This is a genomic window from Spirosoma endophyticum (genome assembly GCF_900112365.1).
GTDB classification, from domain to species: Bacteria; Bacteroidota; Bacteroidia; order Cytophagales; family Spirosomataceae; genus Spirosoma; species Spirosoma endophyticum.
In genome coordinates, this window is record NZ_FOLQ01000006.1 from 99,484 (window position 1) to 117,833 (window position 18,350).

12 protein-coding genes are annotated in these 18,350 nt (G+C 47.3%); 6 read left to right on the top strand and 6 right to left on the bottom strand.

Going from position 1 to position 18,350, the window contains the following annotated elements:
• Positions 1-58: 58 nt before the first annotated feature.
• The 5 genes from BM202_RS17120 to BM202_RS17140 form a co-directional block, all read right to left on the bottom strand.
• Positions 59-1,801 carry a hypothetical protein gene (locus BM202_RS17120; RefSeq protein ID WP_093828268.1) on the bottom strand — a complete coding sequence of 581 codons (1,743 nt, stop codon included), beginning with the start codon at positions 1,799-1,801 and terminating at the stop codon, positions 59-61.
• Positions 1,798-3,243 carry a DUF6056 family protein gene (locus BM202_RS17125; protein WP_093828270.1) on the bottom strand — a complete coding sequence of 482 codons (1,446 nt, stop codon included), beginning with the start codon at positions 3,241-3,243 and terminating at the stop codon, positions 1,798-1,800. Before BM202_RS17125 ends, BM202_RS17120 begins: the two co-directional genes overlap by 4 nt.
• 16 nt (positions 3,244-3,259) lie before the next feature.
• A complete protein-coding gene (locus tag BM202_RS17130; protein WP_093828734.1) occupies positions 3,260-4,186 on the bottom strand; it encodes a DMT family transporter in 927 nt (308 codons plus the stop codon).
• A gap of 88 nt (positions 4,187-4,274) precedes the next feature.
• Positions 4,275-5,351 (bottom strand): LptF/LptG family permease, encoded by a 1,077-nt coding sequence (locus tag BM202_RS17135; RefSeq protein WP_093828272.1) that lies wholly within the window; start codon positions 5,349-5,351, stop codon positions 4,275-4,277.
• Between the two features lie 74 nt (positions 5,352-5,425).
• The gene (locus BM202_RS17140) at positions 5,426-6,085 is read right to left on the bottom strand and encodes a metal-dependent transcriptional regulator (RefSeq protein WP_093828274.1); all 660 of its coding nucleotides are present in this window, start codon (positions 6,083-6,085) and stop codon (positions 5,426-5,428) included.
• A gap of 188 nt (positions 6,086-6,273) precedes the next feature.
• Between BM202_RS17140 and BM202_RS17145 the strand changes: the two genes are divergently transcribed.
• Both BM202_RS17145 and BM202_RS17150 read left to right on the top strand, forming a co-directional pair.
• On the top strand, positions 6,274-7,608 hold the full coding sequence (locus BM202_RS17145; protein ID WP_093828276.1) for an Nramp family divalent metal transporter: 1,335 nt from the start codon (positions 6,274-6,276) through the stop codon (positions 7,606-7,608).
• Between the two features lie 639 nt (positions 7,609-8,247).
• Positions 8,248-9,726 carry an FG-GAP repeat domain-containing protein gene (locus BM202_RS17150; RefSeq protein ID WP_093828278.1) on the top strand — a complete coding sequence of 493 codons (1,479 nt, stop codon included), beginning with the start codon at positions 8,248-8,250 and terminating at the stop codon, positions 9,724-9,726.
• A 73-nt stretch (positions 9,727-9,799) separates the two neighbouring features.
• Here BM202_RS17150 and BM202_RS17155 read toward each other — a convergent pair whose 3' ends face one another.
• Positions 9,800-10,837, bottom strand: coding sequence for a helix-turn-helix transcriptional regulator (locus tag BM202_RS17155; protein WP_093828280.1), 1,038 nt, complete (start codon positions 10,835-10,837; stop codon positions 9,800-9,802).
• A gap of 431 nt (positions 10,838-11,268) precedes the next feature.
• Here BM202_RS17155 and BM202_RS17160 point away from each other — a divergent pair, with 431 nt between their 5' ends.
• From BM202_RS17160 to BM202_RS17175, 4 genes are all read left to right on the top strand, one after another.
• The gene (locus BM202_RS17160) at positions 11,269-12,738 is read left to right on the top strand and encodes a M20 family peptidase (RefSeq protein WP_093828282.1); all 1,470 of its coding nucleotides are present in this window, start codon (positions 11,269-11,271) and stop codon (positions 12,736-12,738) included.
• A gap of 311 nt (positions 12,739-13,049) precedes the next feature.
• Positions 13,050-15,002: a KUP/HAK/KT family potassium transporter gene (locus BM202_RS17165; RefSeq protein WP_093828284.1), complete on the top strand. Its 1,953-nt coding sequence runs from the start codon at positions 13,050-13,052 to the stop codon at positions 15,000-15,002.
• 74 nt (positions 15,003-15,076) lie between these two features.
• On the top strand, positions 15,077-16,138 hold the full coding sequence (locus BM202_RS17170) for an NAD-dependent epimerase/dehydratase family protein (RefSeq protein ID WP_093828286.1): 1,062 nt from the start codon (positions 15,077-15,079) through the stop codon (positions 16,136-16,138).
• A gap of 407 nt (positions 16,139-16,545) precedes the next feature.
• Complete coding sequence (locus tag BM202_RS17175; protein WP_093828288.1) at positions 16,546-18,303, top strand: phospho-sugar mutase; 1,758 nt, start codon at positions 16,546-16,548, stop codon at positions 18,301-18,303.
• Positions 18,304-18,350: the final 47 nt, after the last annotated feature.

An 18,350-nucleotide genomic window follows, 5' to 3' on the forward strand; every position in this document is an offset into this window, starting at 1 on the left:
TCAGGATATAATCCAACTCGTTTTCTTAAGGAACGGTAGAGCTCTGATGGCTAGCTACCTACTGAACCGTGATCGTGTGGTCAAGATATTGAATAGCTGGACCCTGCGTCGGGTGTAGCAGAATACCGACTTTATACGTGCCGGGATACAGGGACGTTTTTAATATTTCTGATTCCAACACAGGAATGCTGCGCCCCAGGAAAAAAGGTTTGGGCGAAAACAAAGTCGGCACCGGAAATAGATACGTCCGTTCCGTTGATTTTACGATAAAACAAGCGTTTGACAGGCCATCAGGTACCCGCCACGCGTTTGTCCGAACTAAATCCACATCAGGGTGCTCTCTTACGAGTAGCGGTATCGTACTGGTGGGTTTTCCGGCAATGGGTTCCTGCAACATTTGCTCATAAGGCGTATAAAAAGCCGCGGGATATTGGTACATGCCTTTGGCAACCGCATCGTCCATCCACCGCTGTGCCGACTGGGCAAAAGTTGTGCCTAACGATGCCCCCAGACCCACATCGTTACGCTTCTGATTATACGCGTTGGTTAATAATTCCTGTTTACGGTAAGCGACTTTGGGCATTCGAAGCACGTACCAGACGCCCCACACCATCAGGCTGATTCCGGCGCCGAGCGTCATCCATCGACGTATAATCTTTCGGTTTTGGTACTCTTCACTCAATACGTTGAGATACAGCAGCGACACCAGCAAAGCCGGGTAGATCATGTAGTTGCTAACCAGCATAACGAAATACCCAAAACGAGGTCGTAGGAAGGCTATAATGACCGCATTGACCATCAGGAATGTATAGCAACCCGTGAAAAAATACCGGCGCTTCCATAGCGCTGTCTGTTCCTGATTTTTAGGCGTATCAGACGACCAGCCACCCCGCAGGAGTGATTTGTTCATGCGCCAGAGCAGCCAGAGCATCACCGGAATCAGGATCATGCCTGCAATAGTGGGCAGTATGCTCCGCCGGAAAATTTCGGACTCGAAGAAAAAATCAAAAAGGCCACCCGTAAACGTAAAAAAGCCAAAAAAGGTAAGGTGAGGATTCGCCAGGAAGAACGTAATGCTACTATCATTACCCTGAGCATTCTGAAAATCATGAAAATAAAACAGGACCGCCCCAACACCTGCCACCAGCCAGATGCCCAACCGTCCCCATTGCCGCTGTGTAGCCAGTAGTACAGCCCCGGCTGCCCAACCAAACAAGCCATTGCTCATTGAAAACGACGCCAGTATCTGCAGGCCAAGCCCACCGGCAAACTGATTGCGGCTACCATTCGCCAGCAGGAAAAGCGATGTAATAACCAACGCGATAACCACCTCATGTTGCATCCCGGTAATGGCCCACATGGTCGTGAGGTAAGACTGGGGCTGAAGCATTAAAAAGGGAACCGGTACGAACGCGATCAACGGCAGATTTATGGACCGAAAAACCCGGTAAAGCACAAGTACAATCCCCAGAAAAAAAGCAAATGCTGCAAAGATCAGCCAACGAAAGTTTACGGTTCCAGTCAGTTTGTAGAGTGCCAGTGTAATCAGTTTTCCGACCAGCATCCGGTGTTCGTTATTAGGTCGGAGCAGCCAGTCCAGCTTCTCGCCGATCGTATGGGAGCCTGTATAACCCAGCATAAAATTCAGGAAGGTTTCAATGTCATCCATCCAGGGCACGTTCACTACGTAGGTAAACAACAGTAGGCCAAAGCAGAGGAAAGGAATGACAACCAGCGCGAGCGCCACTGTCGTTGACCGGGCGATTAACGCTTGCCTAAGCGATATATAAGCTGAATTCATAGGTGGTTACTGGATGAATTACTTGACTTATCCGTTAGCCGAATCGTTTTTTTATGAAAATACTCAGCCCAGCAGCGGTTCCAGAGATGTTCTGGATTCGCCTGAATGTCTTCGATATAAAGAGAAGTCGGGTAAACGGGCAACGGAGATAGCACACCCTCGGGACTCGGCGAACCGGCTAATTGATCATACCGCTCCTGCATTGCCCGATCATATTGGGCAGCACGGCCACTAAGCCAGTCGCCATACACAACTGGTAACATTGACCCAACTAACGAACTGATTAATGCCCAGACCACGGCTACCAGCATCAACGGACGGAGGTAAGGCATTATAACGGCAGGCTGAAATCGATGACGCAGCGCTACCACTAAAAGCGTTGCATTATACAGAAAGCTAAGCCAGAACGTTAGATTGATCAGGTTAATCAACCGGGGAATGGGCGGAATCCCAACGCCATAGAAGTGCAGCGAAATCATAACCAGCACCGTAGCGGAACCATGTAACAGACCCAGCAGCGGATGCACGCGCAGGTATGATGGCAATTCGGCAGTGGTTCGGTACGAACCAACCAGTTTCCAGGCAATAGGCAGATACAGCAGCAAGAGAGGCACCCAGGGCGTTAATAACAGTTGACGCGGCACATACGTAGCGGCATACCGTAACGATGACACCAATGTCAGGGGGATATCCCGGCTATTTGGATTGCCGCCCATCCGGACAAAATTACCGGGTGCTTTCAGGAGATAGTAACACGATATGGCGGCCACAACCAGTAAAATCAACGTAGTAGCCGATACCTTCCGGCGTTGTATCAATTCCACCAAAGTCATGAGTCCTAATACCGACATGACCATCATCATGGTGGTCTCGCTTGACCCGATAATAGCTACGACAAGAAAGCTTTCGCCCAGAATATAACCGGGTTGCAGGCCAAATCCCCGATGCTGATGTGCCAGCAAAATCGCCAGAAAAAACAACACTAGTATGCTCGATAAACCATAGGTAGTCATGCCCGTATACCAGAACATATAAGCCGAAACACTAGGCAGTACCGTTACAAACCCTATGAAAATCCCCAGCGTTAAGGCCAATTTAACGTCTTTCCCAAAGAAGCGATAAAGCCATTGGCTGGCCAGGGCATAACAGCCACTTAACAGTAAGATCAAAACAACAACCGGAAAAACTTTAAAGCCGCCTAGCCATCTAATCACTAATGGGTTGGCATGAACAATGAAGTTTTGAAAAAATCGCCCTGACCACCCATCGTAGTAAAATTGCTGAGCTTGCCAGAATCCAAAGTGAAGGGCCGTATTGGCGAAACAATAATCATCGGTTGGCGAGGGATGATTATAGGTTGCCAGGGCAATTAAAGGGACGATTATTACTAACGTAAAAAGGACGAGCAGCCCTGTAATAACACGCGATAAAGAAATAGACATAGTTCGTTTGATACGCTTAAATAGTAGTCGGCAGGGTGGCTTTGGTAAACCGACGGTTCATAAATGGATAAGCCAGCACAGCCGCCAGAATAACGAGCGTGCCAATGTAGAAACCTGGCGTCATACGTTCGGAATCGCCAAAAATCAATACAGCTAACAGAATGCCATAAACAGGCTCTAGATTAACGGTCAGGACTGCCATATACGGGGAGAATTTACGTAGCAACCGAACGCCAACCGAATAGGCATATACGGTGCAGACAAGAGCCAGTATCAACAGCCACAGCCACTGGATGGAGGTTTCAGGTACGTATTGAACAACGTGGTTTGCGGCCAGCGGATCAGCCGCACGGACGGCCATCCACAGCGCAAAAGCACCCACTACGGCACCGGCCATTTCATAAAATGAGATAACCAGCGCATCGTACTTATGGGTAAATCGACTATTAATGATAGTAAACAGGGAGGACAACATGGCCGAAAATACGGCAATTGCCAGCCCAACGACTTTGTCGAATTCAAAGCGAAAAATCAGGTAGAGACCAGCCATTACCACAGCGCCCATCACCACTTCGATTGTCCGCACCCGCCGACGTAGCACCAGCGGCTCCAGCACACTCGCCCAGAGTGAACTGGTGGCCATGCCCGCCAGACAAACCGATACGTTGGCGATGCGGGCCGCCAGAAAAAACATCACCCAGTGCAACGCGATAATGGCCCCCGTTCCCAGCAGTCGCCAGCGATCGGCAGGCGAAACGTCAATAGACTGTTTACGGATGAACAGCAAGGTACCCATCCCCGCAACGGCCAGCAGCGTTCGAAACAAAACCACCGCCGACGAGTCGAGCGGTTGTAGTAACTTGCCCAGAATAGCCGTAAACCCCCAGATCAGGACAATGAAATGGAGTTGCAGGTAATCCGTAAGGGAAGGTTTGTTAACCATAAGGGTGAATGATGCATGATGCATGATGAATGCTATAGTAGCCAATTCATCATGCATCATGCATCATGTATAATTCATTCATCGGTTCTTACCTCGGAATGGTATTGTACAACAATACGCCGATGGCTGCAAAAATAGCGTTTGGTAGCCAAACCGCCACAATTGGATTGAGGTTACCTGATTCGGCGATACCTTTCGCCAGCATGAAAAACAAGAGGTACGTAAAGGCGAGAATGAACCCCAATGCCACCTGCCACCCCACGCCCCGGCGACTCTTCCGGGCCGACATAATTACGCCGATTACGGTTAAGATAATAATGGCAAATGGTCTTGTATCGCGGCTATATTTTTCGAGCAGATACGTTTCAACACCATCCGCTCCACGGCTTTGCAGGAGATCAATCCGTTTATTGAGTTCGGGGCGGGTGAGCGTTTCGTAGAGGTTGAAATCTGAGCCAAAATCATCAGGTTTCAGATTTAATGTCGTGTCGATAAGGGAGCCCGATGTTAAGTTTTCTTTTAACCCGTCGATGCTGCGGATTTTGTAGTCATGGATAACCCATTTCTTTTTCTTCGCTTCCCATTCGATCCGATCGGCCGTTAGCTTTTGTTTAAGCTGATTCCCTTCAACGCGCTCCAGGGTGAATTTATAGCCCGTGTTGCTCGTGTTGTTGTAGCTCTCCAGATAGGCGTATGTATTAGGCGCAATCTTCAAATGCACATTACGCCCCGAGTAGGTATAGGCATCGTTGATGTAGACGATCTCGAAGGCGATCCGGGTTTTGTTGGCCTTCGGGATTATATAATTAACCATAAAATAGGTGAGCACTGCCAGTACCGTTGCCCCCAGAACGTAAGGAAACAGCAAGCGGATAAAACTGACGCCACTACTCAAAATGGCAATAATTTCGGTACGGGCCGCCAGTCGGGAGGTGAGGAATACAGTGGCAATAAAGACCATCAGCGGACTGATGTAATTTGCCCAGTATGGAATGAAATTGAGGTAATAATTAAAGAAAATCTCGTTCCCGGGGGCATGGGTCTTGTGAAAATTGTCCACCTTTTCAGTGTAATCAATCATCACAACAACCAGCACGATCACCAACACCACAAAGATGTAGGTTTGCAGAAAACGTTTAAGTATATACCAGTCTAATAGTTTCATAAAACAGTTATTAGTCATTAGTCGTCATTCAGGAGTAATGGTTGCAGTCACAAACCGCTACTCCTGAATGACGACTAATGACTATCTACCAATAAATTTTTAGCGACTTCGTAACTGACAAATACAGTCCGGTCGTTTTCAATCTGCACCAATACCGATTTGTCGAAGGCATTGATTTCTGTAACGGTTACCGAACAGCCAAGGGTTAGGTTGGAGTGATCGAGGTGTTGCAAAAACTCGGTCGAATGCTCCAGCACAGCTCTCAAACAGACATCTTCTCCGGTCGCTACGTCCGACAGTTTACGAAATCCGGTTTCGGGCATTTTGCCCGCAGGCGTTGGAATTGGATCACCGTGCGGATCAAACTTCGGTCGACCCAAATACGTATCTAATCGGGCAACCAGTTCTTCCGATCGAACGTGTTCTAATTCTTCGGCAATTTCATGAACAGCTTCCCAGCCAAAACCGAGTTTCTCCACCAGGAATACTTCCCAGAGCCGATGCCGCCGGATGACTTGTAACGCCAGTCGCTCACCTTCCTCTGTTAATCGTACGCCCTGGTATTTTTTATAATGAATAAGTTGTTTATCAGCAAGTTTCCGTAGCATATCCGTTACCGAAGCTGCCTTAGTTGCCGTCATTTCTGCCAGTGCATTCGTGCTGACTTCTCCCTGCTGCCGATTAGCGAGGTAATAGATGGTTTTCAGGTAATTTTCTTCGGTAAAGGACTGCATAAACTCTCGGTTACGTAATTGCAACAGCTAAACAATTGAAAACAGTTTACCAGCAAAGATAATTTTTATGTTAAACTTTCTAAAAATTTAGACTAATCTAAAAATTTATTTAAACAATACATACCTTTGTTACGTTATACCTTTACTCAACGTCTTAGGTAGACATAGCGTATACTTTTCTCGATTCAATGGATGTAACGAATACACCAATAAAAGGCTGGCGTCAGGCTAATGACACAAATTCACTGGCCGATGTACATAGTTCGGTGCATGTTCCGGTCAACAGCGGTTTTTTCAAAACGCTAAGGGCATATGCTGGCCCTGGTCTGATGGTGGCGGTAGGCTATATGGACCCCGGCAATTGGGCTACTGATATTGCGGGGGGCGCCCGGTTTGGTTACCGGTTATTATCGGTTGTCCTGATTTCCAATTTATTTGCTATTCTCCTTCAGCATTTAGCCTTAAAATTAGGTATCGCTACTGGCCGTGATCTTGCGCAGGCCTGCCGCGATCATTTTAGTCGTCCAGTATCCATTGGTCTTTGGTTACTGGCTGAAATTGCTATTGCCGCTACAGATTTAGCCGAAGTAATTGGTTCGGCCATTGCCTTAAATTTATTATTTGGCCTGCCGCTTACGGTGGGTATTCTTATTACGGCTCTCGACGTACTGCTCCTTTTGTACCTACAGAATAAAGGGTTTCAGGTGATAGAACGTATCGTTGCCAGCCTGATTTTCCTGATTGTTGGTTGTTTTGGCTACGAACTGCTGGTTTCACAACCCAACGTCGGCGAGGTAGTGGCTGGGCTAGTGCCCCATACTGAAATCATCACCAATCCGGGCATGCTCTATATTGCCATCGGGATTCTGGGGGCTACCGTTATGCCGCACAACCTGTATCTGCACTCCAGCATTGTACAAACCCGCGACTTCGGCCGCGACGATGTCGGCCGGCAGTCAGCCATCAAATTTGCCACCATCGACTCGACAGTCTCTCTATTTCTGGCCTTTTTCATCAATGCGGCCATCCTGATTTTGTCGGCAGCAGCCTTTCACTTTTCCGGCAATCAACAAGTAGCCGACATTACCGATGCACACCGCCTGCTCGACCCGATTCTGGGCGTTAAACTAGCGGGGATTCTGTTTGCCGTGGCTTTGCTGGCTTCGGGACAAAACTCTACCTTGACGGGTACGCTGGCGGGCCAGATTGTCATGGAAGGCTTTCTAAACCTACGTATCAAGCCCTGGATACGTCGGCTTATTACACGTTTAGTAGCCATTGTACCTGCCCTGATTGTAGCCATTCTTTACGGAGAGCGAGGCACCAGCGAACTGCTTGTATTTAGTCAGGTTATTCTATCGCTCCAACTCAGTTTCGCCGTTGTACCTTTAGTTCAATTCACCAGCGACAAGCTAAAAATGGGTCGTTTTGTCAACCCTTCCTGGGTGAAAGGCTTATCCTGGATTGTTGCCATCCTCATCATGGGGCTGAATGGGTATTTGCTGTGGGATACCTTGTCGTAAACACAAATTCTATTATATACAGAGATCATTGAATCTTGTCTTATCCTTCTGTTCGTTCTACATTCAGAACTGAATGCACAACAAGCGTAATTACGTTATACTTTTCCTTAAGATCAAACCATAGTGTCTATGCTACTCTTTTTCACTTATAGCTAATCAGTATCTTATAACATAAGCTATACCATTAACTAAATAAAACAGACTGTGTCTTTATACAAGAAACGATGCCACAGACTAAAAAAAATAGTTGCGCCAAAATTATATTACGTTGGAATTCAGAGATTTATATTGCCATAATTTAAACAAGTTCAAGTATTTATATCTCATCTATTAAATAAGTAGGGCGTATGTGGTAATAAATTATTTCTTATTACTAATTTTCGTATTGGATTCGCTTTTTACACTGACTCTAAATCGGAAGTCAACAAAGTTGTTTGTTTTTACACATAGCATAGCAGCAAAGTTATTGGCAGTTAAACACACATGTTAATAATATAAACTTTTCATAAATATCTGACCAAAAACAGTCTAATACATTACGTGGTAATAAGGCGTTACTGTACTGACTAACCCGTTAAAGGTTTATCCAGTACAAACAGCTAATAACCGTCCATTAACATCCTCTTTTAAAAACTACTTATGAATTCTCTTTTACAAACGCCCATCTGTCGTGGTACTGATTTCATGCGATTGAAGCGCATACACTGGCAGTTCGTTTTTTTGCTGTTGGGTTGTCTGGCCAATGGAGTGACCAGGGCTCAAAACTTTACTCCCGGCAATAGCTCGGCTAAACTCTTCAGTACTACAGACCTAACCTCAAATGCCGCGCCAAGTCTGGGAGATACAGATGCGGATGGCGACCTGGATGCCACGGTGGGCACGGCCGATGGTAAACTATTGTACTTTAAGAACATAGGTACATCCAATAACCCTATCTATTCGCAGCAAACGGGGTCATCTAATCCCTTCAATAGCTCGGATATAAACAACAATGCCGCCCCAGCTCTGGGGGATATAGACGCAGACGGCGATCTGGATGCGATCGTGGGTACCATTGGTGGCACACTTATATTTCTCAAAAACGTGGGTACGGCCATCAACCCCATTTATTCTCAACAGACGGGAAGTACTAACCCCTTTGATGGGCAGGGTAATGATGAGAACCCCAATGCCGCGCCAAGTTTGGGGGATATAGACGGTGATGGCGATATGGATGCCATTGTAGGTACAGCTAATGGTAACCTTCTATACTACCAGAACGTAGGCACGGCAACTAACCCAATCTATAGCCAACAGACAGGAAGTGCCAACCCATTTGGTGGCTTAGCTCCGAATTTGCGAGTTAGCGCTAACTCTAACTTCAGCCCGAGTCTGGGCGATATGGATGGCGACGGCGATTTAGATGCGATTGTGGGCACGGCCGATGGTACGATTCTATTCTTCAAAAATGTAGGTACGGCCATCAACCCTATCTATTCGCAGCAGACGGGAAGCACTAACCCCTTCGGCGGACAGGGTAACGGTATTGATCTCAATGCCAGTCCAAGTTTGGGAGATACTGACGGCGATGGCGATCTGGATGCGATCATTGGTACAGCCAATGGCAAGTTTCTGTACTTAAAGAATATGGGGTCGTCCAGCAACCCTATCTATTCACAACAAAGCGGCTCTAATAACCCTTTCCATTACGATCTGGCCCCTATTCTCTACACCAGCCCTAACACGATTTATGGCAAAAACAACGTAACTGTGGTGATAAAGGTGGCAGAACTCAATGGGGTAGCCAGCACGGGGATTGTTTCACTGTATATCGCCAAAGACTCCATGTTACCGCTGAACTTCGATCCGAATGCGACCAGTATTCCAGGCTATCCCGGCTCTGTGCAGAACGATCAGTGGAACTTTGATGGGGAATCTAATTCGGCATTCTACATTCTGACTAGCAAGGTCACGATCGGGGGACAGCAGATACTATCAGTAGGCCTGAGTGGGTTATTAAATCCAGAAGGCACCAAAGGGCAGCTAACGATTAGCGCCATGGTGCTGCAGGGAAGTGAGGACGAAGCAAACACGGGCAACAACTCCGATGCTGATAGGATTGATTATTTTAAGCAATAAAATTAGTAACTGAGTGCCCTGCATAAATGCGAAGCCGCTGCCCAATAGAGTTCGTTGGGCAGCGGCTTCGCATTTATACAGACTGCTCATCCGGCGTATCCATTTCATATTTTGCTAGTCCGTTTCTAAGTTTTTGCCAGATTCGTTTTTGTAGCGCTGGGGGCGACAACACCATCATACCATCGGCAAAGCCCAGAATTTCGCGTTCCAGTTCAAAATTCAGCTGAACGGTTAGTTGGATTACAATGCCATCCATACGCCGTTCGATAACTTGCTGCGAATGATGAATTGGTTTGGTTTCGACGTAGGGCGCGTGTTCAGTAGCTACCCAGATCAGCACCCGACCAGGGCGCGTTCGCGGGCTGACGGTCACCCCAATAACGTCGTGATAATATGTATCCGCATCTAGATCAGGATTGTCTCGATACGGAATCTCATTGGCTGACTCAATACTCAAAATACGGTCCAATGCCAGATTATATACCTCAAGCTGATGCTCACGAACGCCGACCGCAAACCAGCGATTATTAAACTCTTTCAGCCACCAGATATGAAAGCAGAATTGATTAGGTAACCTAGCTTTAAACGATTGGTATGTAATACGAATGGCCTTTTTCTGAATAATCGACTGATACAGACTATCCAGAAACGCGAGCCCTTTCAGGTTATCGTTTCTCTCGAAATCGATCACCGTTCGCTGATTTGTTGCGGCAGAATAGACATGTGCTTCGAGTTTCTGGACGACGCCACTCAACTGCCCAAAATGAGAAAACCCTTTGAACTGTTTTAGGACTTCAACAGCCTCACTGATACGTCCTAAATCCTGTCCGGTCAATGGAATTTGTGTAATGCTGTAGGCTGGATCTTCATAGGTATAGTACTTTTTTTCGAGCACAACAATGGGGGCATTGTACCCCAGCTTATCACTACGCATCATCTGCAAATCGGCCTGAATCGTTCGTCGGCTGATGCCTTTGTCCATGCCTTCATATTCATATAATGTTTCTGAAACAGCTTCTATGAGCGCTTCGAGCGTCCATCGACGAAACTTATTTGTCAGGCAATTATCAATAGCCCGGTAGCGAATCAGGGCATTCCGGTTAGCTGGCATGGTGTGAAAGGATCTTTTTCCCAAAAAACTAAAAAAAATATTCGACTACGCAAAAAGGCTGCGCAGATGGGCTAAACCTTGGTATCGTCAAGTTCACAAAAACACCTAACCCCCGAAATGTTTTCAGGGCAGTTTAGTGGTAGAGAAGAATTTCGTATCCGGAGGCCGGTAACTGCAAAGCAATCTCAAGGGTCAATACATGGTAGCTCAATGTAGAAGCGCCGAATGAAGTCTATCCGCACGTAGGTAGACTTTATCATTATTATTGGCCTAGGCTAAACAATACCAATATTTAAAATTGGCATAAATCATCTTATCCAAATAAATTTTTCTTTTAGATAAAATTATAGCGTTTTTGGGACAGTCTTAGTCAGGCATGTGCGCAAACGATACGTTTGTTTAACTACTTACAACTTACACTAACCTATTCTATGCGCTCTTTTTTACAAGTCACGGCTCTATTAGTTATCGTGTTGGTTATCGTGTTGGTTACCGTGTTGTTTGTCAATACGTTTCGGCTAACCTCGCATCAATTGACCAACGTGCCACCAGCCGCACCAATCGTGGTCCCCGACTCCGCAATTCAGCGATTAGCCAGGGCCATACAGATTCCTACCGTTTCCTTCACTGAGTACACCCTGACAGATACTACTCAATTTGACAAGTTTCTGAGCTACATACAGACTGCCTATCCACTTATTCATCAGCGGCTAAAACGTGAGACATTTACTCAATACAGTTTGCTCTACGAATGGAAAGGTCGTAACCCAGCCTTGAAACCGGTGATGCTGATGGCACATTATGATGTTGTGCCGGTCATTCAGGGAACGCAGGGTATGTGGAAACGTCCACCTTTTGCGGGCATTATGGAGGGCGGTTACCTTTACGGACGTGGTACGCTCGATGATAAAATGGGCATGATGGGCTTGTTAGAATCAGTTGAGTACCTGCTACGTAGCAATTTCCAGCCCGAGCGAACCTTATTGCTGGCTTTCGGACAGGACGAAGAAACATCGGGACATGGCGCCCAGGCGATTGCTGCTGCATTGAAACAACGGGGTGTCTCGCTCGAATATATTCTGGATGAGGGCGGAGTTATCAAAACCGACGGCGTTTCGGGCATAAAGAAGCCAGTGGCATTAATCGGTATCAGCGAAAAAGGGTACCTGAGCCTGGAACTCACAGCCGTTGGCAAAGGGGGCCACTCGTCAATGCCCCCCGAACAAACCAGTATTGGGATGGTGGCCGAAGCCGTTAGTAAGCTGGAACATCATCCATTTCCAGCCCGTTTAGATGGCGGCATCAATCACATGCTGTCGTATCTGGCCTCAGAAGTTCCGTTTGGGCAACGACTGATTCTGGCGAATCAATGGTTATTTAGCCCACTTATTGAACACCAGCTGGCGCAGACAAAATCAAGTAATGCCTCAATTCGCACCACAACGGCACCCACCATTTTCAAGGCTGGCGCTAAAGACAATGTACTACCCATCGACGCCGTGGCTACGGTCAACTTCCGGTTGCTACCCGGCGATACGGTTGACGGAGTCGTTGAACGGGTAAAAGAAGTGATTGAAAACGATAGCATTACCGTCAGTATTCTGGGCAAGGGGAATGATCCGGTGGCGTTAGCAGACCCGGACTCCCCTGTCTTCCAGAAAATCCACCAGACCATCAAAAGTGTTTTTCCCAACGTAGTTGTAGCCCCTTATGTGATGTTAGGTGCCACGGATTCCAAGTTTTATGCGGGGCTCACGACCGCTACGTATCGGTTTTCACCCATACCGCTTAACGACACCGAAACACAGGGGATTCATGGTACAAATGAGCGTATTAACATAAAAGATTATCTGACGTCAATTCGTTTTTATGTAGCGCTTATCCGCAATAGCCAGAAGTAATGAATTATTATTCACTAGCGTCATACGTCTCAAGCTAAGGCCATAATAAGAGATGACCCGTTAAATAAACGGGCCATCTGCCAAACACACCTAATTAAACAAAACCCTTAGCCGTAGGGGAACTATGTATGCCGCCACGTCTGATATCAATACATACGATAGATACTATTATCTGGTTTTTCAGGCCAGTACAATTTTTGAGTCTGACAGCAATTGTCAACTTTCAATTAAAGCAACGTTAATGAATCTAAACATCGGTTATCTTTGCCCCGTTTTGACCAGCTCGTACCAATAAGGCGAAAGCCTATTTTATGGAAGACAAGAAACATATAGATGCCGTTACGGCCGCTGGTTTGCTGGTGGCAATGGGTATCATCTACGGTGACATTGGTACATCGCCCCTGTATACACTCCGAGCTATTATCGGACCTGAAAATATAATCCGGGCCGACGTTATTCGGGGCGCCCTTTCCTGCGTGTTATGGACGCTCACGCTGCAAACCACGGTTAAGTACGTCATCCTGATTCTACGGGCCGATAACCGGGGGGAGGGAGGCATTTTTGCCCTCTATGCACTCGTAAGACGTCATGCCCGCTGGCTTACACTACCAGCTATTATTGGAGGCTCAGCTTTGCTGGCTGATGGTATTATTACACCACCTATTTCGGTGTCGTCGGCAGTAGAAGGCCTGCGTCTGCTCTATCCAGCTATTACCCATGTGCAGATTATCGAGATAGTTATCGCGATTCTAACGATTCTGTTTCTGATTCAAGCCTTTGGTACGAATGTAGTTGGCACCGCATTTGGTCCTATCATGCTTGTCTGGTTCGTGATGCTGGGTACCCTTGGGGCTATTCAGATTGCTCATGCACCGGGCATTCTTGCCGCTATTAACCCCTACTACGCCTGGTGGCTTCTCTCTGAATATCCGGGTGGTTTCTGGCTGCTTGGCTCCGTATTCCTGTGTACAACAGGTGCCGAAGCCCTGTATTCCGATATGGGGCACTGTGGCCGGGCCAACATTCGGGTTAGCTGGGTGTTTGTCAAATCCTGCCTGATACTCAACTATTTTGGTCAGGGTGCGTGGCTGGTGAGTATGCAGGGACAGACGTTAAAAGACCGGATTCCTTTCTACGAGATCATGCCGCCCTGGTTCCTGACCGTTGGCATCGTTATCGCTACGGCCGCTACGGTCATTGCCAGTCAGGCACTCATCAGTGGCTCTTTTACGCTTATCAGTGAAGCGATTCGACTTAATTTCTGGCCTAAAGTACAGCTACGTTATCCGAGCGTTCAGAAAGGGCAGCTCTACGTACCAAGCGTTAATATGCTGCTTTGGGCAGGTTGTGTAGGCGTAGTGCTCTATTTCCGTGAGTCATCGAACATGGAAGCGGCTTATGGCCTGGCCATTACGTTGACCATGCTGATGACTACGTTGCTGATGTCCTATTACCTCTATACGCATAAGTATCAAGCCTGGTGGGTCGTTCTTTTCCTGACGGTTTACCTCGGCATTGAGGGATCTTTCCTGGTAGCGAATCTTATCAAATTCCCGCATGGTGGCTGGGTATCGGTATTGATTGGTGCAACCATTGCGGGGGTCATGTACATCTGGCTACAGGCGTTCCAGATCAAACTGCGCTTAACGGAGTACGTCCGGATCGACCAGTACACCCAGGCGATCAAGGAACTCAGTCGCGACATTAGCATTCCAAAATACGCGACCCACATCGTGTTCATGAGCAATGCAGCCCGGCAGTCGGAAATTGAGTCGAAAATTATTTATTCGATCTTCCAGAAACGCCCAAAACGCGCCGATATCTATTGGTTCGTTCACGTCGATACCACCGACGACCCCTATACGATGGAATATAAAGTCAATACGATCGCCCCCGACGATGCCTATAAAGTGACGTTTAAGCTCGGTTTCCGGGTTGAGCAACGTATCAACCTGTTCTTCCGCAAGGTGATTGAAGACATGGTAAAAAACAAAGAAGTGGACATCACGAGCCGCTACGAATCGCTGAGCCGTCAAAATGTAATTGGCGATTTCCGATTTGTGGTTCTCGAAAAGTTTCTGTCGTTCGAAAACGAATTACCAGCCCGTGAGCGCTTTATCATGAATCTATACTTTACGATCAAAGGATTTACCACCCCCGAAGACCGCTGGTTCGGTCTGGACAGTAGTTCCGTTAAGGTCGAGAAAGTACCGTTGGTCATTCGTCCGGTCGAAAACGTCCAGTTAAAACGTATTACAACTTAATTATGAATGATGCATTATAAATGATTTGCGCCCATAGTGATTCATCATCTATAATTCATCATTCATCATTCCCTATGAAACTTCTTATCACCGGCGGGGCCGGATTTGTTGGCGCTTCGTTAGCCATATCCCTGAAACAGAATTATCCGCACTACCAGATTTTTGCGCTCGATAATCTCAAACGGCGTGGTTCTGAACTAAGCCTGTCCCGCCTGAAAGCCGCAGGCATTGAATTTCTGCACGGCGATATTCGAAATAAAGAAGACTTCGATGCGCTCCCTGCCGTTGATACGGTGATCGAAGCTTCAGCCGAGCCATCGGTACTGGCAGGGCTTGATGGTACGCCGGACTATTTGATCAACACCAATCTATTTGGTACGGTCAATTGCCTTAACTACGCATTAAAACATAAGGCCAATTTTATTTTCCTGTCGACCAGCCGCGTTTACCCAATCAAAACCATTGAAACACTTAATTTCGAGGAGGCTGATACACGGTTTGTCTTAACCGATGACCAACCTGTTCCGGGCGTATCGTCGCGGGGCATTGCCGAGAACTTCCCCCTTGATGGCCCTCGATCGCTCTATGGCACTACGAAACTGGCGTCCGAACTTCTGATTCAGGAATACAACGAGTTTTACGGCCTGAAAACGGTCATCAATCGCTGTGGTGTCATTACGGGTCCCTGGCAAATGGGAAAAGTCGATCAGGGTGTGATGGTGCTCTGGATCGCCAAGCATTATTTTGAGCAGCAACTCGCCTACATTGGCTATGGTGGGACGGGCAAACAAACCCGCGACATGCTTCACATTGCCGACCTTTACCGACTCATCGACTGGGAATTGCATCATTTAGATGCCGTAAACGGCCAGATTCTGAACGCAGGCGGAGGCAATGAAAGCAGCGCATCCTTGCAGGAACTGACTAAAATTTGCCAGGAGGTGACCGGCAAAACTATTCCAATCAAACAAGTTGCTGAAAATAGGGCCGCTGACATCCGGCTTTATATTACAGATAATACGAACGTAACGAAGCTAACCGGCTGGAAACCGGAACTCGGCATTCGCGAAATTGTGACCGACATTCATGCCTGGCTCAATGAAAACCGGGCCGCCCTGGAGCCGATTTTGACGTAATTCCAGAATTACCATCTATCAATACCTTTATCCCCAACCACTACGTTGGGGATTTTTATTTAATCAGGCTTGATATGTTCCCGAAGTTGGTGTGTATTTTAAAAATACATACCAGAATCTATCGTGTAGGTTTGGCAGACAACCAGCTACGTGTAATTTTGGCGAATTAATACTTTCATCTATAATGCCTGAAATCTTCAGCGTCTTTGGCTTTCGACTTCTGTTTAATAGCAATGCTACGTGTCTATTCGAAACAGTGATGAGAAAACAGGGTTTCACTAAATCCCACTTAACCGGAAGCTAGTAGACCTAAAAGCTTTTTGACATATTCCCGAAAATAATGTTCTTTTTTACACACAAACCGAATACATTCACTCTGTAATCAATAACAGTTAGTTTAGACAAGCATGACAACGACCCTTGATCCTTCTACCCAGCAACGCGTTGACCAGTGGCTCGCTGGAAACTACGATAGCGCTTCAAAAGAAGCTATCCAGCACCTGATTGACTCCGGCAACATAGCAGAACTGACCGACTCATTTTATCGTGATCTTGAGTTTGGCACCGGCGGATTACGCGGTATTCTGGGCGTGGGTTCCAACCGCATGAACCGTTATACCGTTGGAGCCGCTACGCAAGGACTCTCCAATTATATCAATGCGGCCTTTCCGGGTGTAGACATCAGCGTAGCCATCGCACACGATAGTCGCCGGATGAGTCCTGAATTTGCCCAATTAGTCGCCGATATTTTCTCGGCGAACGGCATTAAAGTATACTTGTTCAGCAGCCTGCGTCCAACGCCCGAACTTTCGTTTGCGATTCGGCAATTGGGTTGCCAGAGTGGTATTGTTGTAACGGCTTCGCACAATCCACCGGAATATAACGGCTACAAAGTTTACTGGAACGACGGCGGCCAGGTGGTCGCTCCGCACGATAAAGCCATCATTGGCGAGGTGAATAAGATTACGTCGGTTGACGATATCAAGTTTGAAGGTGTACCGGAGAAAATTCAATTGATTGATGAAATAATTGACGCCCCCTATGTGGAGCGCGTCAAGTCTAACGCCGTCAACCCGGACGTTATTAAGCGGCAGGCTAATCTGAATATCGTATATACACCCATCCACGGAACTGGCATTACGTTGGTGCCGCGTGTACTCGATGCGCTGGGCTTTAACAACGTGCATATTGTTGAGCAGCAGGCTACACCCGACGGCAACTTTCCAACCGTAAAATCACCGAATCCAGAAGAACGCGCGGCTATGCAACTGGCGCTCGATCTGGCCAATTCAATCGATGCTGATCTGATTATGGCTACCGACCCCGACGCCGACCGCGTGGGTGCAGGTGCCCGCAATCACCACGGGGAGTTTGAGTTGCTGAACGGCAACCAGATGGCCAGCTTGATTATTTATTACCTGCTCAACGCCTGGAAAGATGCGGGAAAACTAACCGGAAAGGAATTTGTAGCCAAGACCATCGTTACAACCGACCTGATCGACGAGATGTGTAAACGCTACGGTGTGGCCTGCTACAATACGTTGACCGGCTTCAAATACATTGCCGAAGTAATCCGCGAACTGGAAGGAAAAGAGAAATTTATTGCCGGTGGCGAAGAAAGCTATGGGTACCTGATCGGTGATTTCGTGCGTGATAAAGACGCCATTGCTTCCTGCGCCATGATTGCCGAACTAACTGCTTATGCCAAAGACAAAGGCCAGAGCCTGTTCGATCTGCTGATGGCGATGTACCAGGAAAACGGCTTCTACTACGAATCGCTCGTGTCGTTGACGAAAAAAGGCAAAACGGGAGCCGAAGAAATTCAGCAGATGATGGCTGATTTCCGGGCCAACCCGCCTAAAGAAATCGCCGGAGCAGCCGTTGTTCGGATGGATGATTATAAAGCGCTGACGCGTCTGGACGTTCAGGCAGGCACAACAACGGCCATTGAAGCGGGCAAAATGGGCATCGAATCATCTAACGTACTGCAATTCTTCACGGCCGACGGCACCAAGATTTCAGCGCGGCCATCGGGCACAGAGCCTAAAATCAAGTTCTACGTCAGTGTTCGCGAACCACTGGCCAGCAGAGAAGCTTTCGACGATACGTACGCGCAACTAAAGGCGAAAGTGCAGCGCGTAATTGACGACTTGCAGTTGTCGTAAATAAGTAACGTGGACGTCTCGTTCGCGTTATGTACCAGCAAAAAGAC